Source organism: Lentibacillus kapialis (assembly GCF_014646635.1).
GTDB lineage: Bacteria > Bacillota > Bacilli > Bacillales > Amphibacillaceae > Lentibacillus > Lentibacillus kapialis.
The window spans coordinates 1-22,304 of record NZ_BMNQ01000056.1 but is presented as its reverse complement, the minus strand read 5'-3'; the positions used below and the strand labels follow the sequence as shown (position 1 = coordinate 22,304).

Below are 22,304 nucleotides of genomic sequence, written 5' to 3'. Positions count from 1 at the left end.
ACATCTCTGTTCGAATCCTGCAATTCAAAAATGGCTTTCTGCATGTCCGCAACTTCCTCATCGGAGAAGAAATTCTCAATCTGCAAAAACCCATTTTTTTCATAGGAATCAAGCTGTTCTTTGGCATTTGTATCTTCTAATGAGGATCTGTTCTGTCCGGAAAACCCAACTTCGGCTGATCCACCCTTCCGCTATTTGCTTCTTAGAATTATAAATCAAAGGTATAAGTATCTTGAACTGGGTGTACCATTTTGTACAGATCCTATAGTGAGCAGGATTTAATGCCGTCAATCACGAAATAGGATATAAGCGTAATCAGAGGTGATGCCATGACCATAAAACATTATAGCTTTGGAATGCTTTTTCTTTTTATAGCTTTTTTTTTTGGCAGGGTCACTCGCTGTCAATAAACAGGACCATACAGACAACGGGGAGGATGAGCGTGGTACGATGACAGAAAAGCTGGATCATTTGATTGAAAATGAACCGAAACTGCAAGGAGCAATTGTTGGGATAAGTATCCGTGATGCGGAAACAGGGGAAAGGGTTTATGATCATAACGGAGATGTCAGACTAAGGCCGGCTTCCAACATGAAATTATTAACCGCTGCAGCAGCCCTTGCTGTTTTGGGAAAGAATCACAGGTTTACCACAGAGGTGCTGGCTGACGGTTCCACTGCAAAACAGCAATTGAACGGAAATCTGTATTTGAAAGGAAAAGGTGACCCGACCCTTATGCCTCAAGATTTTGACAAGTTTGCGAAAAAGGTGAAGGAAGGCGGAGTGACTATGATTAACGGGGATATTATTGCCGATGACACTTGGTATGATGATGTCCGGCTGTCACCTGATCTCGTCTGGAGTGATGAACACTGGTATTATGGCGCGCAGATTTCCGCATTAACGGTTTCGCCCGACCGGGACTTTGACGCCGGAACGGTTATTGTTAGCGTTTCACCGGGAGATGTCGGGAATAAGCCAGATATTACATTAATGCCTGATACAGATTATGTTGAGATCAGAAATCATGCCAAAACGACTGCCCCAGACAGTGCCGAGAATTTAACCCTTAATCGGATTCACGGTAAGAACGTGGTCACGATTGAAGGGACTATCCCAGCCGATGCAGCGAACGTCAAGGAATGGATGGCCGTCTGGAAGCCGACCGAATATGCGCTGGAGTTGTTTAGAGACGCATTAGAGAAGCAGGGGATTAAGTGGACCGGTCAAGTGAAGACAAGTCAAGCTCCGCAAAAAGCCGATGTGTTATATGCAGACCATTCCATACCCCTTTCCGATTTGCTTGTTCCATTCATGAAATTAAGCAATAATACGCACGCGGAGATGCTGGTAAAGGAAATGGGTAAAGCTGTACATGAGGAGGGCAGCTGGGAAAAAGGTCTGGAGGTAGTAGCATCAGAAATGAAAAAACATGGCATTACGATTGATACGACTGTCATAAAGGATGGCTCCGGCATTTCACATATGAATCTCCTACCGCCCGATGAAATAGCCGCGTTGCTGTATAATGTGCAGGAAGCGGCGTGGTTTGAGGCATATATAAACGCGTTTCCGGATTCCGGATCATCGGAACGGATGGTTGGTGGCACATTGCAAAATCGGCTGGAAGATTTCAATGTACAGGCTAAGACTGGAACAATCGATGGTGTTAGCACGCTTTCAGGTTATGCTGAAACGGAGAGCGGTGGAAAAATGATATTTTCAATTATGCTTAATAACCTGCTGAATGAAGATGATGGACCGGCGATAGAGGATAAGATAGTAGAGATTCTGATAAATCAATAGCAAAGGGAGCCCGTTTGAGGACTCCCTTTTTAATTCCAATCAACCTATTATTGATTGTTGTTTTGCTGAGCCTGCTGAGCCTGTTGACGAGCTTGCTGCAGCTGTTGTTGTGCTTGTTGGACCTGTTGATTCTGCTGTGCAGCACCACCAGCTTGCTGTTGTGCATTTTGCAATTGCTGTTCAGCTTGTTGAACCTGCTGCTGAGCCTGCTGTAGTTGTTGCGGATCAGCGCTTGCCTGCGCCTGCTGGACCGCTTGTTGTGCCTGCTGGGCTTGTTGAACTGCTTGTTGCAGTTGCTGTTGTTGATTTTGTTGTGCCATAAGTAGAACCTCCAAGTTAAAATATTGCGCTGCAAGAGCGCTCCGTATTTATAATGCCGCATATGTTGAAAAATATGTATTTATCTTAATACTTTTTTCTATTCAAATCTCTGTCCGGAAAAGAAATGTGAATTCAGTTTTCCGGTATTGTGAATAATAATCTTCTGTGTTTTTCATACTAAAGTCAACATATGGGTAAGGATGTTCACATGAATAAGAAAACGTCGCAGAAAAAAGTGCAAAGGGATTTTGCCAAATTACTGAATGAATTAAGGAAGAAAGATGGATTTCTTTACTATAGTCACAAGCATGCTACTGGCACGATTCATTTATGCTATTTAAAAACAGCTGTTGATCCGGATAAACTGGAAAAATACATTTTACCGCGGATGCAGGAATACTTGTATAATGATTTGATTGAACTCAACGATCATATTCCGTTTACGAAAACCGAATTATTGAACCATCCCACTCAGGATCAAATTCAGGAAAAGCTTGTAAAAGGGTTCGTCGTTATTTACATGGAGAATGTGAGTCCGTCGTACTTGTTGATTCCACTGCCTCTTGATGAGAAACGTCAGGTTACCATTCCCGAGGTGGAGTTTAGTGTTGTCGGACCGAAAGAAGCGTTTGTTGAAGATATTGACACGAATCTAAATCTGATCAGACAACGTCTGGCGATTCCTGAATTAAAGATTCAAAAATTACAAGTCGGTACCGTTACAAAAACAGAGGTTGCTGTTCTCTCAATCGATGGAATAGCTGATGAGGAAAACATCAACACAGCTGTTCAGCGCATCAACGATGTACAAATCGACCAGGTCATCGATAGTTCATTTATCCAGCAGTCCATTGCTGATAACAAAAATTCGCCATTTCCGCAGTTATTGGATACGGAGCGGCCAGACCGGATTGCCTCGGTATTGGTGGAAGGCAAAATCGCCATTGTTGTTGATGGCTCGCCACATGCTTTACTCGGCCCAACGACATTGATTGAATTCTTTTCCGCATTTGAAGATTATTTTTTAAATTGGATGACTGCGTCGGCATTCCGGCTCATTCGGTTCGTTGCCGTTTTTTTCTCAATTTTGATTACACCAGTATACGTTGCGGTATTAACCCATCATTTTGAAATCATTCCGCAAGCTATGCTCGTTACGCTTGTCCACTCCAGAATGCAAGTACCTTTTCCGCCGATTCTGGAGGCACTCCTTCTTGAGTTCACTATTGAATTGTTGCGAGAGGCGGGTGCCAGACTGCCTACCAAAATCGGTCAGACAATCGGCATTGTGGGTGGTATCGTTATTGGGACGGCGGCTGTTGAAGCGGGTATGACCAGTAATGTACTACTGATAGTTGTGGCATTGGCTGCATTAGGCTCATTTACAACCCCGGTGTACAAAATGAGTAACACGATTCGGCTTATACGCTTCCCGTTACTTATTATTTCCCATGTTTACGGTTTGATTGGTCTGGCTGTTGCCATTGCCTATATCATGGTGCACCTGCTGCGGCTGACATCGCTGGGAAGGCCGTTCTTTGCGCCGATTTTTCCGTTTCGGTTCCAGGATTTTAAAGATGCCTTAATTCGTTTGCCATTTGACAAACAAAACAAGCGCCCGTATCAAGTACGTTCAAGCGATGTTAAACGACCTGCTGCGAATCAACATGACAAGTAGAGGGATAGACGATGATTTCAATAAACGATAAAGTATCAGCGCTGATGGTGTTTTTTCTCATTTCAGCGTCACAAATAGGTGTCGGATTCCTTGGGTTTCAAAGTATTATCAATAAGTATGCTGAGCATGATGGCTGGATCTCACTCATCATTGCCAGTCTAGGTATCAGTTCTATCATTTGGATCATATATCAGATATTGAAAAATGATGCAAGAGGCGACATTGTTGCGATCCATCAATTCACATACGGTAAGTGGCTCGGAAACTTTTTAACGCTTCTGTTCACCATATATTTACTGTTATTAGCAACCGTTGTGCTGCGTACGTATATCGAAATTGTTCAGGTATGGATCTTTCCGCACTTGAATGTCTGGTCGTTCTTATTACTGGTGATTCCGCTTATTTATTATACGATATCTAATCAATTCCGGACGGTTGTCGGCGTCTGTTTCCTGGGCATCGTCTACCCGTTTTTTTTAAATCTGACATTGCTTTACCCGTTGAAATATGCGGATGTAACCTATATATTGCCGGTCATGGATCACACCATCACAGAAATAATGCAATCGTCAACCCTAGCCGTTCTGAATTTCATGGGTATCTCAGCGCTGCTTGTCTTTTATCCGTTCATACGCGGGGCCGGGCAATCCCAGAAATATGCTCATTACGGCAATCTCTACACGACATTGACCTATCTTGCCGTTTGTCTAATTGCGTATGTTTATTATAGTCAGGGCGAATTAGAGGAACAAATCTGGCCAACTTTAGGGCTCTGGAAAATCATTAAAATGCCCTTTATGGAACGCTTTGAGTACTTCGGGATTGCCACATTATTCTTTACGATATTGCCAAATGTCGTACTTTTTATGTGGGCGGCAACACGTGTGGTGCACCGTACCTTTGGCTTCCATCATAAAAAAGTGGCTGTTGCTCTGTTAGGCATTTTATTTATAGGCTGTATTGTTTCTGTGGGCAGAGAAGGTGTTAATATACTGAATGATTTTGCCGGCAAGATTGGACTTGTGTTTTTGTTCATTTATATCCCTATTCTGTTTACTATCAATTTCATTCGCAGAAAGGTGCGGAAACATGTATCTTAAATATATTGTTTTTTTTGTGTTTGTGACAGTCAGTTTGCTGTTTAATTTTCAAATGCCGACCAAAGTGATCGATCAGATTCAGACGATCACTGTGGCGGGGTATGATGCGACTGACCAGGATATGATTCGGGAAACCGTTGTGTCACCGAAATATCTCGCGGAAGGTAAAGTGCAGGATTTTATTTACACCGATACGGCGGCAACGGTATATGAGAACCGAGTTAATTTAAATGCACAAGCAACTGAACGATTGCTGAATGGTAAGCTGGAAGTGGCGTTCTATGATCAGGTGCTGGCCGAACAAGGCATTGAGCATTTTGTCGATTATTTGACAAGGGATCCATCGATTGGCGGGGCTTTATATCTTGCTGTGGTAGACGGATCAGCACGTGAACTAATCGATTCGGTAAAAACCAGTAAGGGAAGGGGTGTTTTTTTTAACGATTTTTTTGATCATAATATCAGGCACGGTAATTTGCCGCAAACGAATTTAAAGCAATTTGAATCAAGCTTAAAGAATGAAACCTGTGACCCTTTTTTACCCATGCTGAGTGTTAAGGGTAAAAAGCCAACACTGCAGTCCATTGCATTCTTTGATGATGATAAATACGTTGATAAATTACCGATTAGAGATGCGGATGTGTTTAAGCTACTGTATGAAAATGTCAGCGATGAATCATACCAGTATAAAAGTGACACGTATTTTGCATCGATTGAGAATATGGAATCAGACAAAGACGTGGATTTCAAAGCAAAAAGTGGTGACGTAATAATAAACTTGCATATTCAGGCTGTGATCAGGGAATTCACCAGAAAAGAACCGACAAATCGGCTGGAAACGATCGAAAAAGATATCGAGCGGGATATCGAACAAAAAGCAGATAAATTAATCAGTCGTTTCCGGGAGTTAAAAATTGACCCGCTTTGCATTGAGGGAGTTGTTAAGAGCAGTTACCGGGATTATCAGAAGGAGCGGTTTAAATCGGTTTATCAGGAGATGCCGATCCATGTGAACGTGGATGTCAAAATCACAGGCTCAGGCACAGAACGCTGACACCCTGAAATTCACATGAATATGCCCGAAGTTCATATTTTGTCAACGTACACAGGTCAGTTGATCTGCGGTTTACCAGCTGCCTGGTATTCGTCATTCATTCGGTGGCATCACTCGATCTCATCAATTGACTGATACGTTTTATCAAACCCTAAATGGACAACTTCCCATAAATAAAACGAAGCGATTGTCAGATGCGGGTTCCATACGGGCTGTTTTTCAAGCAAGATCTGCCGCCGTTCGGATTTGTCCACTTCATACAGCCATTTCGCTCCGCGCTGAATACCGATATCATCGATAGCGAGCACGTTCATCCTTCCGAGAGAAAAAATCAGAAACATCTCGGCTGTCCATTTTCCAATCCCTTTAATGCTTGTGAGTAGTTTGATGACCGCTGGATTATCCATACCATCCATTTGGTCAAAGTCAATGGTTTTGTCATGTACCTTAGCGGTAAGGTCACGCAAATATGTTATTTTTTGCCGGGACAGGCCGATCGCCCGAAGCTGTTCATCGGTTGCCTTTAAAATAGCTGCCGGTTCAATACGATTTTCAAGCAATCCTTCAAGGCGACCGAAGATGGTACGTGCAGCCTGTACCGAAATTTGCTGTCCGACGATGGAGCGGACCAATGATTTGAAATAGTTCGGGCGCATCGAAATGGTTAGATTCCCAACAATTTCAATCAGCTTATTCATTCGCTGATCGGCTTTTCTCAATTCTTTAACAGCATCATCACGTTTATCAATTACAAATGGTTCCATAGTTCACCTCAAGCTCAGTTTAAATGATTCCCGGATTTTTGACAAAAAACGCTGTCTGCATGTTGAATTGCTAGCCTAAATACGATAGTTTTGATATGATAAAATTGATATTAAGTATGCATCTTAACACAGAGCTTTAAACCAATCAGGAAAGGTGGAAGTGACATGAGTAAACCAAAAATAGTCGTTCTTGGCGCCGGTTATGCCGGCATGATGACCACAAAACGATTAATGCAAAAATTAAGTCCTGAAGAAGCGGAGTTAGTGCTCGTTAATAAGCATAACTACCATTATCAGACAACATGGCTCCATGAGGTGGCTGCCGGGACGAGAAATCAGAATCAGGCACGCATGCTGATCAGTGATGTGATCAATCCCAGCCGTGTCAATCTGATTTACGATGAAGTTGTCGAAGTGAAGAAGGACGAGAATCGTGTTGTCCTGAAAAACAGTGAGATTACATACGATTATCTTGTTATTTCGCTCGGATTTGAAACGAATACATTCGGAATCAAAGGTATGGGGAAAAATGCGTTTTCCATTACGGATATGGACTCCAGCCGCATGATCCGCGAGCATATTGAGTATCAGTTTGCCAAATACAGCACATCCGCGAATCCAAAAGACGACGATTTGGCCATTCTTGTCGGTGGAGGCGGATTTACCGGGATTGAATTTGCCGGTGAACTCGTTGAAAAGGTACCGGAACTATGCAAAAAGTATGATATTGACCGAAGCAAAGTCCGTATCATCAATGTTGAAGCTATGCCGCGTGTTTTACCGGGATTTGATGATGACCTCGTCGCATATGCTAAACAATCACTTGCTGATGGCGGCGTTGAATTCAGAGAAGGTGCCAAAATCTCTGAGTGCAAGAAAAATAGCTTTGTTATCGGTGATGGTGACGACGCTGAAGAAATTAAAGCCGGAACCATTGTTTGGACAGGCGGTGTAACCGGAAGCTCTATATTGTCTAAATCCGGATTTGAAATTACGAAAGGTAAAGTGACAGTGAATGGCGATATGCGTGCACCGAACGAAGATAATATCTTCATCCTTGGTGATTGTGCATGGGTTATGAACGAAGAGGAAGGCAAGCCATTTCCACCGACCGCACAGGCAGCCATGCAGCATGCCGATACGTGTTCGGACAATATAAAAGCATTGCTGCGTCATCAACCATTGAGTAAATTCGTATTCGATGACAAAGGTACTGTAGCTTCACTTGGCAGTAAAGATGCTATGGGAACGGTATTCAATGATAATAAATTGTATGGCAAACCTGCAGTATCGATGAAAAAGGTTATTGACAACCGCTATCTCTTCCTGCTAGGCGGACCAAAACTAATCCTGAAAAAAGGGAAACTACGCATGCTTTAATCAATTGAGGAGGGAGATTTTTATGAAAAACGGAATATTATATGTGTTTTTGCTGGCACTGGCAGCGATTGTTGGATATACAGCAGCAGTACGTTCGCTTGAGGACACAAAAGATTTCCGTTAATGACGGAAGCTTGTATAGGATACCATCCTTGCCTGACTGGCGGGGTGGTTTTTTGTAACGTCAAAAACTACAGGGTCAAATCAGATCTGATTTGTCAACTATAGATTTGGGTGAACGGCCAAACTATATTGTTGTTAAATTGTGATGTTTATCACTGTTTTTATAATGTTATATGTATATATTGGGGATAGGGAGGTTTTACAATGAGTATTGGACTGCTTATTTTCCTTATCATACTATTTATTGTTGCTTTGGGCGGGACGTTTTTTGCATTTAAACAGGAAGAAAACAAGATGAAAAAGTATGAAGAAGAAGGCGACACGTTTGAAGATCAGTTAAGACGGTCACATGAATACGAAACATCTTCATTGAAAACGAATATTCCCATACAACTCGCGATTTATGGGATTACGATTGTTGTTTCATTAATCGTCTTTGCTATTTATGTATTTTAATCTTATTATAGAACCAACTTGCAGATTCAGGATTCATGTTTTGAACCTTTTATGAAAATACTACAGGACAGGAGGTGGTTGGATGATGACCGTTATCCTGTCCGTTTTATTGGCATCGGCCCCATTGACCGTGACGGATGATGATCAGATTGTGGATAAAATTGTCAAAGAGGATTTTGAACTGCTTTATGCTGATCGGTTATGGATAAACAATGCCAAGCTGGAACTGCAAATGAATGTGCTGGACGAAAAAATGGGCGAGGATCCAGTCAATGCGACATTGGATGAGAATGGACAGATCATAAAAGAAAAGCCCGGGAAAGCACTTGATCGTCAGAAATTCCGCGAATTGTTCCTGGAATATTTTTACCGGGGAACACCCGAGAAGGCAACACTACCGGAACGTAAGGTCTATCCACGGGTTGACAGCGAACTGCTTGCTGAAATACGTGAACATAAAATTGGGCGTTACACAACAAACTTCAAAGAAAACAATAAAGAGCGGTCGCGGAATATCGAACTGGCTGCCGAGGCGATTAACAACCATGTGGTCTTTCCCGGTGAGGAATTTTCCTTTAACAACGTCGTTGGTAAACGCACGGAAGAAAAGGGCTATAAACGTGCGCCGGTCATCGTGAAAGGTGAACTGACCGAAGACATCGGCGGGGGAATTTGTCAGGTATCATCGACATTATATAATGCGGTAGACTTAAACAATATTCAAATAACAGAGCGTTACTCACACAGCCGGAGCGTACCTTATGTTCCGCCCGGTCGAGATGCAACTGTCAGCTGGTATGGTCCCGACTTCGCGTTTACTAACAAACACAAACAGCCAATTCTGATCCGTGCGGCAGCTGAGGATGGGAATTTGATAATCGAAATATTATCTTCAGAGCCATCGTGATCGTGGAGGGTACAAGTCTGACACTCGGTGGGAAAATACATGCTTTCATGCAGAGGGAATTTAGTCGACATTCAAAAGGGAGAGGAGTGTGTTATGACTATGGACATATTGAATGTGAATGATCATTTTCAGGAAAATTTGTCGTCAAAATACAAAGAACAGCTTGAGGAACTCTTGGAGGAGTTTAATCGTGGACATTATCCGAATGTCCTGTCAAAGTCAGCGGACTTGAGAGGTGAGCATGATCTGGATCAGCAGCTTTCAGATAAATTGAAAATGGTTGAAGCGATTTGTCACACGGAAATCGGGGAAGTACGCTCATCAGTTGATATCATCTCCGAGTTGTATTATCACGCTGATCTTGATTGGATGCTGCTCGGCGAATTAGCATTTATGTGTGATTTTAAACTCGCCCGTCGTATCCTGAGTGCGGCTGTCAGGAAGATGGAAGACAATCAGGAGGACGACAGAATTAAATTGGCACGTGGTTATCTGGTGCTGGCAGAATCGGAAGAAAACATGGAAAAATATGTCCGGGCCATCAAATATTTCAAGAAAGGCCTCGGATATTTTCAAGAAGACGAAACGCCTGACCAGCATATGATTTTGTACATCCATTTCAAAATCGGTATGATGTATTCCATGAAAAATGAAGCTGATGAATCATTGCACTACCTTATGAAAGTGATTGACAAGGCAGGGGAATCAAATCGGGATTTGAAAATCAACAGCCTGGTATCCATTGCTAAGACCTATGGCAGCCGGAATGACAATGAACAAGCATATCCTTATCTGAAAGAGGCACTTGAAGCGTTTGAAGGCTCATCACTGGAAAATGGCTTCACACATGCCGAGGCATTGACTGAAATGGCATTTTACTACTTTGATCAGTCCAAATTGACAGAAGCGGTCCCGTATTACGCCGATGCGATTGCCATCTATAAGCGTCTGCGGCAAACCCCGCACCGCAAGCTTGGCATGATTTACATGCAGTATGCGTACTGCCTTGAGCATATGAAGGCAAACAGCATACCAAAAGCCGGGAAATATTATGAACATGCCATCAGTCAGCTGGAACTGACCAATGATCGGGAGCTGTTGGAAAATGCACTTGCTGATGTGATTGCATTCTATGATAATACCGGCAATGAGAAGAAGAAGCACGAATATGAAAATAGATTTGTTAAAATGACGAATGCTTAAAAAAATCTTGACAGGTCTGCTTTTCCCACGTAATATAATCATTGATAATGAGAATCTTTTTCATTTAGAGTTAGAAGTGTGGTTGGTAGCGGAATAAGCGTTGATATCACGTTGTTAAAAAGATTCTTTAAACCGATTAACAGTGGAATAGAGGAGCGAGATATATGAAAAAAATGGCAGTATTGGTTTTATTATTGCTTATTGGATTGCTGGCCGCATGCGGCAACGACGAAAGCACTAAACAGCAAAATAATAATCAGGACGACGGCGGCAATGAAAGCAGCAACGAGCCCGTCACGATAGAAGATGCAATGGGTACACAAACGATTGAACAAACACCTGAAAATATCGTGGCACTCGAATGGTCGTACGCTGAAAATCTCCTTGCTTTGGGTATTCAGCCTGCAGGTGTTGCTGATTTGGACGGTTTTGACCAGTGGGTGAATATCGATAAGGAATTCGATAAAAGTGTGAAAGATGTTGGGACACGCCAGGAGCCGAATCTGGAAGCAATCAGACGCCAGGACCCGGACTTGATTATTGCGGTGAAATTCCGTCATGAGCCATATTTAGATCAGCTGAAGGAAATTGCGCCCGTGGTTACTTTTGCCCCTTATAGTGACGAAGCTATTCAGGACCACTACGGAAACATGCTTAGTGAATTTAAAACCATGGCAAAAATAGTCAATAAAGAAGACAAGGCCGAGCAGGCCATCTCGGATTTAAATGCATTCATCGATGAACAAAGCCAGCGTGTTGCCGATGCAGGATTAAAAGGATCACAGTTTGTCGCAACACAGGCATTTACAGCACAGAATACCCCGACATTACGTTTGTTCACTGATAATTCCATGGTGGGCAACGTGATGAACAAACTCGGATTTGAAAATGCTTATTCGACAGATGAGCCGGAAGTATACGGCTACAGCGAAGTGACCGTAGAGGCACTGCAGAAATTTCAGGACAAAGCGGATCTGCAATTTCTCTATATCGTTCAGGAAGAAGATAATATTTTCGAGTCAGACTTTAAAGGGAATCCTGTTTGGGAAAACTTGAGTTTCGTAAAAAATGGCAATACCCATCAACTACCGGGTGATACGTGGACTTTTGGCGGCGTATTGTCTAATAAGGTATTAGCCAAACAACTCGTGGATGCCATGGTAAAAGAGTGATTGGATGAATAGAAGCTTACGGAATATCGTGATAGCGGTTCTCACCTTTGGTGGTGGAGCCGCCCTTTTATGCATATTGACACTTATACATATTAACCAGGGCAGTGTATCGCTTTCGGCCGGCACAGTGATGGATGCAATTTTTGCGCCTGAGAACAATTTAGAACATCATACGGTACGTACACTGCGTCTGCCCCGTGCCGTAATGGGGATTATTGCCGGTGGTGCACTTGCTGTATCAGGAGTCGTGCTGCAAACGGTGACAAGAAACCCGCTGTCATCGGCAAGTACGCTGGGGATTCATTCCGGTACGTATTTTGCGGTGGTATTCAGTACGGTGTTCTTTCCGGCAGCCTTAATCGGAAATGGCATTATGGCAGCGTTCGCCGGCGGTGTCGTGACATTTTTCATTGTGTTTATTCTTTCCGGCGGGAATAAAGCATCACCGGTCCGCATGGTATTGGCCGGTATGATTGTGACGTTTCTGTTTTCATCACTCACAAGTGTCCTTCAGATTTTTTATGAAAATGAAACAGCCGGCTTGTTTTTATGGGGATCCGGTACACTGGTGCAAAATGACTGGAGCGGCGTCCAATTCTCACTGCCCATTGTAGCAGCTGGACTTCTCGTTATTTTATTCGTGACATTTAAGATGGACACACTTAAGCTGGGAGATGATGTTGCGACTGCACTGGGGCAGAATGTGCAAACAGTTAAGTTCATAGCGGTTGGATCAGCGGTATTGCTGACATCTGTTACCGTTAGTGTGGTGGGACCGATTGGCTTTGTCGGTCTTGTAGCCCCCCATATCATTAAACTGATTGGCTATCGAAAACATCTGCCGTTAGTGATAGCATCATTTGTTTGGGGAGCTAATGTTCTGCTGTTTGCGGACGTTTTGGCCCGTGTTATTGATCCATCATTTTCGGAACTGCCTGTTGGTGCCATCACAGCACTTATCGGGGCACCGTGGCTGGTTTATCTGGTTATGCAGATGAAAGGGTCTAAATATGGCGATGAAAATACGTCAATTATTGCTGGCAAGGCGATTGGCAAACTATCGCTGAAAGTCATGATACCCATCTTGACCGCGATTATAATTACGGCAGTGTTTATCAGTCTGGCGTCCGGGAATTATGGGTTTGAACCGGTTCTATTATGGAACACTTTATTTGGCGAATCGGATGATTTTATGCTTGGTCTGGTGATGGATTTACGCTTGCCTCGCGCGCTGGTTGCATTAATAAGCGGCATGATTCTTGCTGTCAGCGGTTTGCTTTTTCAGGGGGTTCTCAGGAATCCGCTGGCAGATCCCTCGGTCATTGGAATTACTTCCGGTGCGGGTGTCGGAGCATTGCTGACGATGTATGTGTTCAGTTTGTCCGCTGCCTGGGTTCCGGTTGGTGCCATGGTCGGGTCCTTTGTATTCTTTCTGTTTGTGATGTTAATGGCTATTCGGGCACAGTTTCAGCCAACGATTTTAGCCCTGCTTGGCATTGGTGTCTCGGCTTTCGGGTCGGCTATTATCCAAATATTGGTCGTTCAGGCTGACATGGGTGTTGCTTCAGCCTTAACATGGCTTTCCGGTACAACCTATGCCAGGGGATGGTCGGAACTTGTCAATTTACTGATCTGGCCTATGCTGATCCTGATGCCGCTATTATTTATGCGGATTCGTATCCTTGACACGTTATCGCTTGGAGATGATACGGCGAAAGGGCTTGGCGTAAATGTCATGCGGACACGATTTCAGCTCGCCTTAATAGCTACTGTGCTGGCGGCGTTCAGCGTGGCGGCAGTCGGCTCCATCGGTTTCATCGGATTGATTGCGCCACATTTGTCACGTCTGCTTGTCGGCTCATCAAATCAGCGGTTGCTGCCGGTAACGATGCTTGTTGGGGGAGCTCTGCTTGTGGTTGCAGATGCACTCAGCCGTACATTACTTGCACCAAATGAAATTCCATCCGGCATTTTGGTCGCCATTATCGGCGCACCTTATTTTTTATGGTTAATGCGGAAACGTGCGTAAGTTGGTTGATAATCTGGATTGTAACAATTCAACAAGTGCCGATTTTACTTTTGAAAAGATATATGAATAGTTTTTTATAAAGCGTCAAAAAATATCCAAAAACTATTCTGGAGGTCGTCAAGCTGAAATGAAACATCATCCCAAATTAACAGCATCAGAAATCTCTAATCTTTGGACATCTTATCAAAATGACTCGATGACCATTTGTGGCATTGAGTATTTTCTAGCCAACATCGAAGACACGGACATTCGTTCTATTTTAGAATACGCTCTTGATATTTCAAAACAGCATGTTCAGCGCGTTACGGATATTTTTCAATCGGAAACTTACCCGATTCCGGTAGGATTTACGGAACATGACGTCAATGTTAAAGCACCACGGCTTTTTTCGGACGTTTTGTATTTATCTTATATCCTCAATATGGGGAAATTTGGACTTAGTTCATACAGCTTAGCTTTAACGCTTTCGTCCCGAGATGACATCATTGATTACTATTCCGATTGTTTGTCTGAAACGAAAACATTACATAATTGGGCTAAAAGCGTGTCCAAAGAAAAAGGGGTTCATGTTCGTACGCCCCAAATTCCGACTCCCGAACAGGTGGATTTCGTTAAAGACACAAGCTTTTTATCCGGAGGTTTATTTGGCGAACCTAGACCGTTGTTGGGCATCGAAATTGGTGATCTTATTTACAATGCCAAACGAAATGCTCTTGGTCAAGCGCTTATTACCGGCTTTAGTCAGGTTGCAAATAATAAAGACGTTCGTCAATATTTTAAAAGAGGGAGAGAAATTTCGGGAAAACATTTAGAATCATTTAATTCATTACTTCATAAAAATTACCTTTCCGGTGTGTCTACTTTCACTCCCGAGGTCACCGATTCGACCGTGGCCCCTTTTTCCGATAAGCTTATGATGTACCATATATCGGCATTGGTCGCTTCAGGTATTGGACAATATGGCATTTCAATGTCCACCAGTCCACGTCGGGATTTAAGTATCGATTATGCCCGTTTAATGGCTGAAATTGCCAAATACGCGAACGATGGGGCAAAATTGATGATTAATAACGGCTGGATGGAGCAACCGCCCGAAGCTGCTGATCGTCAAGAATTAGCTAAAAAGAAATAGGTAGGGTGGTGCATCGCATGGGAAAATTGTTTTAGTCCTTCGCAGCTCCCATGATTATTATAACGTGGCCTAATTTCAATTGAATTGAAATCACCTCGTGCATAATTAATTCAAAAACGACACTTGTGGGGCTAGCTAGGAGCCTTGGACAGAATTAAGATATACAATACTAAAGACGAACGATACTCCGTTTTAGCGGAGGAAATATACGTAGACTCCTACAGGAGGAAGGGCATAGGTGAGACCCCGCAGTGCGCCAGCACGAGGAGGCTCAACAGCCGCCCTAAGGTGCGCGAAGTATAGTTCCGGAGCGGTGTATACGCTCTAGTTAGTTCGGTTTTTTCCTTAATAAAACGACTTTTGTCCAAGGCTCCTAGGCATACTCGCTTTTTATTTAAATAACCCTTGCGCTCATGGAACATTTGTTCTATAATTAGTGAAACAAAGGAATAAAGCACGCTGAGGAATGAAAGCGTAATAGGGAAGTGGTAAAATAGTGGTAAATGAGACTGTACTAGAGAAACCGACTGACTGCGATGTGAAAACGCCGGACTATGATGCATTATGGAAAAACTTAATTGAAAAGTGTTTGAAGAATTTATTCTCTATTTCGCTCCGGATTTGCATAATGAGATTGACTTTGCACAACCACCTGATTTCCTTAAACAAGAATTGTATAAAGAGATCATTGAAGAAAAGAAAGGAAAACTTGTCGCCGATGAAATTGCCAAAGTATTTTTAAAAGATGGAACTGAAAGGTGGATTTTGATTCACATTGAAGTGCAGGGGGCGGCCGGCGAGGACTTCGGCGAGCGAATGTTTCGGTACTTTTACAGAATATATGACAGGTTCAACCGTGAAGTGTATGCGCTGGCACTCATCACAGATCGTGAAGCAGAACACGCAAATGGTTTTCACTATTCGTTTCATGGCACCAAAGTTGACTACACATATAATGTATATAACTTTCAAGATCAAAGTATAGCTAAACTGGAACAGCCACCCAATCCATTCGCCCACGCTGTTATTGCTGGTATTTATGCCAGTAAAACCAAAAACGACTCAAACATGCGTTATGTTTTTAAACGAAAACTTATGATTCAAATTTTGCAAAGGTTCGCCACTCAACAAGAAGCCCCCCCCGCATATATTTATCTGCATTATTCTACTTCATTGATTATTTACTCCTGGTTCCTAACGATTTACCCAGACGATATCATTCCGTATATAGGGAAGGAGGTTGTACAAAGAATGCAAACAGAAAAAACGAATACTTCCCAAACATTGGAGGAAATTTTTGCTGAATTGCGGCAAGAAGGCAGAAAAGATGCGTTGAAATAAGTCGCTCAGGAATTGATAAGAGAAGATTATTCCAACGAGCAAATTGTAAAAATAACAAAAGTTGATCTTGAAGAAGTTGAAGAGTTAAGAAGAGAGTTGGGAGTTTACTAAAGCAAGTGAATCAGAAAAATTAAGGATGACCTTCTAAAAAAACTCGGCAAACGCTAGAAGATAAGGCGAATGCCGAGTTTTTCTTAAATTTTGATTTTATACTTTTTGCTGGCGGTCTTTTATCCAGTTGATTAATCCACCGCTCAGGATAACCTCACGCTGGCGCTCAGACAGATTATGTTCCGCAGTGATTTCATCACCCTTGTCTGCCAGGGTCAGTTTGATATGGTCATTGTTTTGTACTTGATTGCGCAAATCCTCAAAATGGAGCACTGCGTCTTTTTCAAGCTTTTCATAGTCTTCTTCGTTCGTCAATTTAAGCGGCAGGACTCCAAAGTTTACAAGGTTTTGCCAATGGATACGTGCGAAATCCTTTACAAGCACGATGCGCAAGCCGAGATAACGAGGTGCTAATGCTGCGTGTTCGCGGCTTGACCCCTGACCATAGTTATAACCGCCGACAATGGCATGACCTGATTTCTCTTTCGTTGCATTCGCCCGCTCAACGTAAGTCGAATCCACATCCTCATATGTGAACTTACTGATTTCCGGCAGGTTACTGCGATATGGCAACACACGGGCACCCCCGGCTAGAATTTCATCAGTGGATATATTATCACCGACTTGTAACAGTACGGGTACATCCAATGTATCCGGTAAGCCGTCCATGGCCGGAATGGATGCAATATTTGGTCCTTTAACAAGTTCTTTGGTTTGTGCTGCTTCCGGTGGTAATGGTTTTTCAAGCAAACGATTATCCACATTCGGTTCGCTTGGGTCAGTTACTGTTGGATAAGGGAACTCCATGGTTCTTGGATCGGTGATTTCACCGGTCAGGGCTGATACGGCCGCAGTTTCAGGTCCGCACAGAAACACACTGTCTTCTTTTGTACCGGACCTTCCGGGGAAGTTCCGCGGTGTCGTCCGCAAACTGTTTCTTCCTGATGCCGGTGCCTGTCCCATACCGATACACCCGTTGCATCCGGCCTGATGCAATCTGGCTCCGGATTGCAGGAGACTGGCAATATGCATTTCTTTAACAAGATTGGTGAGCATCTGACGGGATGTCGGGTTGATATCGAACGATACGCCGTTAGCTATGTTGCGCCCTTTCACGATTTCGGCTGCGATGGCGAAGTCCCGGTAACCCGGATTAGCTGATGACCCGATATACGATTGATAAATCGGGGTTCCGGCAAGTTCACGGGCGGGAACGACATTTCCGGGGCTGGATGGCTTGGCTACCAATGGTTCCAGTTCGGAAAGATTGATTTCTTCATGTATGTTGTATGAAGCATCCTTATCTGCTGTTAATTCAACCCAATCATCTTTGCGGTCCTGCATGCTTAAAAAGCGCTTGACTTCGTTGTCTGAAGGGAACACGGTTGCGGTTGCGCCCAATTCTGCGCCCATATTGGCAATAACGTGGCGATCCATAGCCGATAATTCGTCAAGTCCCGGTCCATAATATTCGATGATCTTGCCAACGCCGCCTTTAACATCGTGGCGCCTCAGCATTTCCAGAATGACGTCTTTAGCACTTACCCAGTCAGGCAGGTCGCCGGTCAGCTTAACTCCCATAACTTCAGGCATTTTAATGTAAATTGGCTCACCGGTTATGGCCATGGCAACGTCGATTCCACCAGCACCCATTGCGAGCATCCCCATACAGCCGTTGGCACATGTGTGACTGTCGGAACCAAGTAATGTCTTTCCGGGTATTGCCAATCGCTGCATGTGCACAGGATGGCTTACACCGTTTCCGGGCCTAGAGTAGTAGAGTCCGAAACGTTGTGCCGCGCTTTCCAGAAACAGGTGATCGTCCGGGTTTTTGTTGTCTTCCTGAATTAAGTTGTGATCAACATACTGAGCAGAAGCTTCTGTCTTGGCATAGTCGAGCCCCATTGCCTCCAGTTCGAGCATAACCATCGTTCCGGTAGCATCCTGTGTCAGAGTCTGATCGATTTGCAGACCGATTTCTGCACCAGGTTTCATCTCGCCGGATACAAGATGATCGTTAATCAATTTCTGTGTAACATTCAAAGCCAATGTATATCCTCCTTTGGAAACAGCTCTTTTTATGTCTATAATAGCCTGTACCCTAAGACAGGTAAAATTAAACAAATGAATTGGATGCGAGAGCGGAAACATGGGCGCGAGAGCGAAAACATGGGCGCAAGAACGAAAACATGTGCCTGAAAACCATTAACAGTAAAAAGAAAAATCCAAACTGATTCAACATCGTAAGAAAGATGGATCATCGTTCGGATTTTTCCTTGGTTCACTAGGCTTGTTCCAGCATCTTCTGAACTTTATTACTCAGCTTTGTGTGCTTCGATTTCGAACGTGATGTTAACGTCGTCTCCAACAAGTACACCGCCTGTTTCCAATGCAGCATTCCATGTCAGACCGAAATCTTTCCGGTTGATGGCCGTTTTACCGCTGAATCCTGCCACGGTATTGCCGCTCATAGGGTCTTTGCTTTGCCCTTCAAAGACAACATCAAATGTAACGGATTTTGTAGTGCCTGTAATTGTCAAGTCGCCGGTAACATCATAGTTGTTATCTGATTTTTTCTTGACGCCTGTAGCGACAAACGTTGCTTTTGGATGCTTTTCAACAGCAAAGAAGTCATCTGAACGCAAATGTTCATCACGACCAGTATTTTTTGTATCAATACTGGATACATCGATCGTTACCTCTACTTTTGAATCCTCAAGGTTTTCCGGATCCACTTCGATGACTGCATCAAAATCATTAAAATGTCCTTTTGCTTTTGAAATCATCATATGCTTTACCGAAAATCCTATTTCGCTGTGTACAGTGTCAACATTAAATATTTCCCTTGCCACATATATCCCTCCATAATTACTTTATGTAACAAAGTGTAGATTAGTAAACGCATGTTGTCAAGTAATTATTCAATATTTATTTTGAATTCAGTATAAATTTCCCGGATGCAGATTTCATTAAACGTGATGTTCGTGCTATACTTATGAATAAATTAGGAGTGGTTCATCATGCTGGATTTAAGCATTATTCCATGCGGAAGGAAAAAGATCTGGGATACACATCCTGAATGGGGGGCGGTATCTGCAAAAAATGCCTATATCGGTACATTGCACCGGCGGACGAGGCAATATGCGGAACTATTCACAGATCAGTGGGTGATTCTATCTGCGAAGCATGGTTTTTTGTTCGCTGAGGATATGGTTGATGGTCCGTATGATGTCACATTTGGTCAAAAGAGTGATGAGATCATACCTTTTGATCAATTAATCAGTCAGATTAAAGATAAACAACTGGACCAGTTCGAACGGCTTGTCATTCTGACGGGTAAAAAATATAAACCTGTCATTAACACCGCATTTGCCGACGATATGCCTCGTGTGTATCCGTTATTGCAATTCGGTGGAATCGGGTACATATTGCAATCGCTGAAACAATCAGTCGAAACCAATACGCCCATTCATTGAAGCTTCGTTCGGCTGACGTTTATCAGTAAGACAAACGGAACAGGAGCAGATACAATGACACGTCCATTACTTATAGCACTCGTTTTAATAGCTTATATGATATATGTTGCCTTTAAACATAAGGAAACCTGGAAACAATTATCAATACCGCAAATCACCGGGGTCCTCATTACATTTATCGGAATCGTCAGTGCTTCAGCAGTCATTCTATTTTATGGCAGCCGCTATATCACGTCTGTCTTTTCAGGACAAATTACCGCATTTGTCGTTCAGTTCCTTGTCATCATTGTTATCATTGCTGTTGCAGGTATCGGATTTGCCGTCATAGCCGGTAACATAACAAATGGCATTATACCAATCCTGAAAAAAAATCAGAAGAAATAAGGGAGCATCCCCGCACTGTCTAAGAACTTGGCTGCGGGGATTTTTGTATTGATGGAATATAAGCAACAAAATCCGTAGCTAAGCCGTTCCAAAAACCTGTCTGTCTGCACAAAATATAGTATCATCCGCAATGACGGACAGGAGGAGAGATCTGTGGATAAAGGTACTGTCATCCGAACAGCAGCACTTGCCGTGGCGCTTATGAATCAGCTTCTTGTCATGTTTGGAAAATCGCCGCTTCCGATTGATGCCGAAATGGTTGAACAGACGATTTCATTTTTCTTTATAGTAGTTACGTCTGTTTGGGCATGGTTCAAAAATAACTATGTTACCGAAACAGGAAAAAAACAGAAGACGGTTTTAATCGAAAATGATTGTTATAGGGGATAGGGCACTATTTTATGAGAAAAATTTGAAAACAATTCACGAATACGTTATAATATACCCAGCAAAAAAAGCATAGTCGTAAAGTCTTCAGGGGGAGCCGTTTGGCTGAGAGTGAACAGGTTGCTGTTCTGACCCTTCGAACCTGTTAGTTAGTACTAGCGCAGGAATGGTGGCTTTTTTGATGGAATAAATTGCAATGTGAGCGGAGTTCCCATCAGGAAGCTTCCCCTTGGCATTGCTTTTTTTGTGCGCAAATTCAGTAGATGGTATGTTTCCACCGGCAAAGGGGAGGATTAATGATGCGTTCTAAACGTACGTTGTTTTTGATTGAAGTGTCCGTTTTCACTGCTTTGGCACTTATGCTTGATATTATACCATTTTTATCAGTCAAGCTTTGGGCACAAGGCGGATCGGTGTCGCTCGCGATGATTCCTGTGTTTATCATGGCTTATCGCTGGGGGCTAAAAGGCGGGCTCTTGTCCGGCTTTTTATGGGGCATTTTGCAAATAGCAGTCGGTACTGGATATGTGCTGCATCCGGTACAGGGATTTATTGATTATGCATTGGCTTTTACTGTAATTGGTTTTGCCGGCATATTTGCCAAACAAATTCAGGAAGCCGCTAAGTCAGGCAATACGAAAGTGTCCCTTGCGTATATAACAGCCGGAGTGATATTGGGTAGTATGCTCCGGTTTGCAGCCCATTTTGCAGCGGGAGTGGTATTCTTTGAGTCCGCTGTCGAAGGACAGTCTGTCTGGATCTATTCATTCCTGTATAATGTTTCTTATATTATCCCGTCCATGGTCATCAGCGTCATTGCAGTTTTTCTGTTATTCCATAAGCAGCCCCGAACGCTGCTTTTGAAAGCCTAAGGCAGACGCGATGTAAGTAGCAAATAATTAAATGAAATCGCAAGAGGTCCACCGCGACTCGGACGATATTTGGCCATTCCGGGACGGAGCATAAACTAAATCGACCTGTTTTTTTAATAACGTCAGAAAGTATAAATGATGGATGACCTTATAAGAAAAGCTTCGGCATTCGCTATAAGACGAGGCGAATGCCGAGTTTTTCTAAAAAGATCAGAAAGTATATAATTTTTAGCCCTATTGATACTTCGTCGAATATTGCCACGTCCGGCTCCAGCACTAATGTTGTAGTGTGACTTCTCGATAAGTCAATAGCGATTCGCTTGTGCTCTTAAAGAGTTTCCTTATCTCCCGTGGGCCCTGATCGGCTAAAACCGCCGCGATAGTTTTGCCCTGTTTTCACACGAATAGCGGAATGAGAAACCGTTCGGTATGGATAGTCCAGCTTTGGCGGATTCTCATTCCGTTATTTGCGTCAATTAAAGCTTTCCAACACGTTAGCGGATCCTCATTCCGCTATTTCCTCTTTTCATCCTAGTTTTGCCCTATTCTTACCCAAATAGCGGAATGAGGATTCATTACAACCCTGAAAAGAGCGTTTTGTATCCATT

General features: G+C 43.2%; 20 protein-coding genes and 1 riboswitch. Of the genes, 16 read left to right on the top strand and 4 right to left on the bottom strand.

Annotated elements, in window-relative coordinates:
* Positions 1 to 450: 450 nt before the first annotated feature.
* Positions 451 to 1,806, top strand: a complete 1,356-nt coding sequence (dacB, locus tag IEW67_RS14680) for a D-alanyl-D-alanine carboxypeptidase/D-alanyl-D-alanine endopeptidase (RefSeq protein WP_188633838.1) — start codon at positions 451 to 453, stop codon at positions 1,804 to 1,806.
* 47 nt (positions 1,807 to 1,853) lie between these two features.
* On the opposite strand, the gene IEW67_RS14675 is transcribed toward dacB, so the two are convergent.
* A complete protein-coding gene (locus tag IEW67_RS14675; RefSeq protein ID WP_188633837.1) occupies positions 1,854 to 2,126 on the bottom strand; it encodes a hypothetical protein in 273 nt (90 codons plus the stop codon).
* Positions 2,127 to 2,335: 209 nt separating this feature from the next.
* Between IEW67_RS14675 and IEW67_RS14670 the strand changes: the two genes are divergently transcribed.
* The 3 genes from IEW67_RS14670 to IEW67_RS14660 are packed head-to-tail and all read left to right on the top strand — an operon-like array spanning position 2,336 to position 5,959.
* Positions 2,336 to 3,805 (top strand): spore germination protein, encoded by a 1,470-nt coding sequence (locus tag IEW67_RS14670; protein ID WP_188633836.1) that lies wholly within the window; start codon positions 2,336 to 2,338, stop codon positions 3,803 to 3,805.
* Positions 3,806 to 3,816: 11 nt separating this feature from the next.
* Positions 3,817 to 4,905 carry a GerAB/ArcD/ProY family transporter gene (locus tag IEW67_RS14665; protein ID WP_188633835.1) on the top strand — a complete coding sequence of 363 codons (1,089 nt, stop codon included), beginning with the start codon at positions 3,817 to 3,819 and terminating at the stop codon, positions 4,903 to 4,905.
* Positions 4,895 to 5,959: a Ger(x)C family spore germination protein gene (locus IEW67_RS14660; protein ID WP_188633834.1), complete on the top strand. Its 1,065-nt coding sequence runs from the start codon at positions 4,895 to 4,897 to the stop codon at positions 5,957 to 5,959. The genes IEW67_RS14665 and IEW67_RS14660 overlap by 11 nt, the downstream gene beginning before the upstream one ends.
* 110 nt (positions 5,960 to 6,069) lie before the next feature.
* Here the strand turns inward: IEW67_RS14660 and IEW67_RS14655 are convergent, their stop codons facing one another.
* Positions 6,070 to 6,723 carry a DNA-3-methyladenine glycosylase family protein gene (locus IEW67_RS14655; RefSeq protein ID WP_188633833.1) on the bottom strand — a complete coding sequence of 218 codons (654 nt, stop codon included), beginning with the start codon at positions 6,721 to 6,723 and terminating at the stop codon, positions 6,070 to 6,072.
* A 165-nt stretch (positions 6,724 to 6,888) separates the two neighbouring features.
* Between IEW67_RS14655 and IEW67_RS14650 the strand changes: the two genes are divergently transcribed.
* The 8 genes from IEW67_RS14650 to IEW67_RS14615 all read left to right on the top strand — a co-directional run bounded on the left by IEW67_RS14650 (position 6,889) and on the right by IEW67_RS14615 (position 16,466).
* Positions 6,889 to 8,103, top strand: a complete 1,215-nt coding sequence (locus IEW67_RS14650) for an NAD(P)/FAD-dependent oxidoreductase (protein WP_188633832.1) — start codon at positions 6,889 to 6,891, stop codon at positions 8,101 to 8,103.
* A gap of 327 nt (positions 8,104 to 8,430) precedes the next feature.
* Entirely contained in the window at positions 8,431 to 8,682 is a 252-nt protein-coding gene (locus IEW67_RS14645; RefSeq protein ID WP_188633831.1) for a hypothetical protein, read from the top strand.
* An 82-nt stretch (positions 8,683 to 8,764) separates the two neighbouring features.
* The gene (locus tag IEW67_RS14640) at positions 8,765 to 9,589 is read left to right on the top strand and encodes a VanW family protein (protein WP_188633830.1); all 825 of its coding nucleotides are present in this window, start codon (positions 8,765 to 8,767) and stop codon (positions 9,587 to 9,589) included.
* 99 nt (positions 9,590 to 9,688) lie between these two features.
* Positions 9,689 to 10,792, top strand: coding sequence for a tetratricopeptide repeat protein (locus IEW67_RS14635; RefSeq protein ID WP_229671870.1), 1,104 nt, complete (start codon positions 9,689 to 9,691; stop codon positions 10,790 to 10,792).
* Between the two features lie 164 nt (positions 10,793 to 10,956).
* A complete protein-coding gene (locus tag IEW67_RS14630; RefSeq protein ID WP_188633828.1) occupies positions 10,957 to 11,964 on the top strand; it encodes an ABC transporter substrate-binding protein in 1,008 nt (335 codons plus the stop codon).
* Positions 11,965 to 11,968: 4 nt separating this feature from the next.
* On the top strand, positions 11,969 to 13,993 hold the full coding sequence (locus IEW67_RS14625; RefSeq protein WP_188633827.1) for an iron ABC transporter permease: 2,025 nt from the start codon (positions 11,969 to 11,971) through the stop codon (positions 13,991 to 13,993).
* A gap of 127 nt (positions 13,994 to 14,120) precedes the next feature.
* Positions 14,121 to 15,125, top strand: coding sequence for a DUF3231 family protein (locus IEW67_RS14620; protein WP_188633826.1), 1,005 nt, complete (start codon positions 14,121 to 14,123; stop codon positions 15,123 to 15,125).
* A 585-nt stretch (positions 15,126 to 15,710) separates the two neighbouring features.
* Positions 15,711 to 16,466 carry an RpnC/YadD family protein gene (locus IEW67_RS14615; protein ID WP_188633825.1) on the top strand — a complete coding sequence of 252 codons (756 nt, stop codon included), beginning with the start codon at positions 15,711 to 15,713 and terminating at the stop codon, positions 16,464 to 16,466.
* 207 nt (positions 16,467 to 16,673) lie between these two features.
* Here IEW67_RS14615 and IEW67_RS14610 read toward each other — a convergent pair whose 3' ends face one another.
* Both IEW67_RS14610 and IEW67_RS14605 read right to left on the bottom strand, forming a co-directional pair.
* Positions 16,674 to 18,626, bottom strand: coding sequence for an aconitate hydratase (locus IEW67_RS14610; RefSeq protein WP_188633824.1), 1,953 nt, complete (start codon positions 18,624 to 18,626; stop codon positions 16,674 to 16,676).
* Between the two features lie 266 nt (positions 18,627 to 18,892).
* The gene (locus IEW67_RS14605; protein ID WP_188633823.1) at positions 18,893 to 19,429 is read right to left on the bottom strand and encodes a YceI family protein; all 537 of its coding nucleotides are present in this window, start codon (positions 19,427 to 19,429) and stop codon (positions 18,893 to 18,895) included.
* 168 nt (positions 19,430 to 19,597) lie between these two features.
* Here IEW67_RS14605 and IEW67_RS14600 point away from each other — a divergent pair, with 168 nt between their 5' ends.
* From IEW67_RS14600 to thiT, 4 genes are all read left to right on the top strand, one after another.
* A complete protein-coding gene (locus IEW67_RS14600; protein ID WP_188633822.1) occupies positions 19,598 to 20,053 on the top strand; it encodes a DUF6884 domain-containing protein in 456 nt (151 codons plus the stop codon).
* Positions 20,054 to 20,107: 54 nt separating this feature from the next.
* The gene (locus IEW67_RS14595; protein WP_188633821.1) at positions 20,108 to 20,437 is read left to right on the top strand and encodes a hypothetical protein; all 330 of its coding nucleotides are present in this window, start codon (positions 20,108 to 20,110) and stop codon (positions 20,435 to 20,437) included.
* Positions 20,438 to 20,590: 153 nt separating this feature from the next.
* The gene (locus IEW67_RS14590; RefSeq protein WP_188633820.1) at positions 20,591 to 20,827 is read left to right on the top strand and encodes a phage holin; all 237 of its coding nucleotides are present in this window, start codon (positions 20,591 to 20,593) and stop codon (positions 20,825 to 20,827) included.
* Between the two features lie 77 nt (positions 20,828 to 20,904).
* Positions 20,905 to 21,008, top strand: a riboswitch (TPP riboswitch).
* A gap of 115 nt (positions 21,009 to 21,123) precedes the next feature.
* Positions 21,124 to 21,696, top strand: a complete 573-nt coding sequence (gene thiT / locus IEW67_RS14585) for an energy-coupled thiamine transporter ThiT (protein WP_188633839.1) — start codon at positions 21,124 to 21,126, stop codon at positions 21,694 to 21,696.
* Positions 21,697 to 22,304: the final 608 nt, after the last annotated feature.

Bases quoted from the DNA above. Each gene is read 5' to 3' on its own strand.
- IEW67_RS14630 (WP_188633828.1), top strand. From the start codon at position 10,957: ATGAAAAAAATGGCAGTATTGGTTTTATTATTGCTTATTGGATTGCTG.
- IEW67_RS14665 (WP_188633835.1), top strand. From the start codon at position 3,817: ATGATTTCAATAAACGATAAAGTATCAGCGCTGATGGTGTTTTTTCTC.
- IEW67_RS14645 (WP_188633831.1), top strand. From the start codon at position 8,431: ATGAGTATTGGACTGCTTATTTTCCTTATCATACTATTTATTGTTGCT.
- IEW67_RS14625 (WP_188633827.1), top strand. From the start codon at position 11,969: ATGAATAGAAGCTTACGGAATATCGTGATAGCGGTTCTCACCTTTGGT.
- IEW67_RS14670 (WP_188633836.1), top strand. From the start codon at position 2,336: ATGAATAAGAAAACGTCGCAGAAAAAAGTGCAAAGGGATTTTGCCAAA.
- IEW67_RS14595 (WP_188633821.1), top strand. From the start codon at position 20,108: ATGACACGTCCATTACTTATAGCACTCGTTTTAATAGCTTATATGATA.
- IEW67_RS14675 (WP_188633837.1), bottom strand. From the start codon at position 2,126: ATGGCACAACAAAATCAACAACAGCAACTGCAACAAGCAGTTCAACAA.
- IEW67_RS14655 (WP_188633833.1), bottom strand. From the start codon at position 6,723: ATGGAACCATTTGTAATTGATAAACGTGATGATGCTGTTAAAGAATTG.
- dacB (WP_188633838.1), top strand. From the start codon at position 451: ATGACAGAAAAGCTGGATCATTTGATTGAAAATGAACCGAAACTGCAA.
- IEW67_RS14600 (WP_188633822.1), top strand. From the start codon at position 19,598: ATGCTGGATTTAAGCATTATTCCATGCGGAAGGAAAAAGATCTGGGAT.
- IEW67_RS14620 (WP_188633826.1), top strand. From the start codon at position 14,121: ATGAAACATCATCCCAAATTAACAGCATCAGAAATCTCTAATCTTTGG.
- IEW67_RS14640 (WP_188633830.1), top strand. From the start codon at position 8,765: ATGATGACCGTTATCCTGTCCGTTTTATTGGCATCGGCCCCATTGACC.
- IEW67_RS14635 (WP_229671870.1), top strand. From the start codon at position 9,689: ATGGACATATTGAATGTGAATGATCATTTTCAGGAAAATTTGTCGTCA.
- IEW67_RS14650 (WP_188633832.1), top strand. From the start codon at position 6,889: ATGAGTAAACCAAAAATAGTCGTTCTTGGCGCCGGTTATGCCGGCATG.
- thiT (WP_188633839.1), top strand. From the start codon at position 21,124: ATGCGTTCTAAACGTACGTTGTTTTTGATTGAAGTGTCCGTTTTCACT.
- IEW67_RS14660 (WP_188633834.1), top strand. From the start codon at position 4,895: ATGTATCTTAAATATATTGTTTTTTTTGTGTTTGTGACAGTCAGTTTG.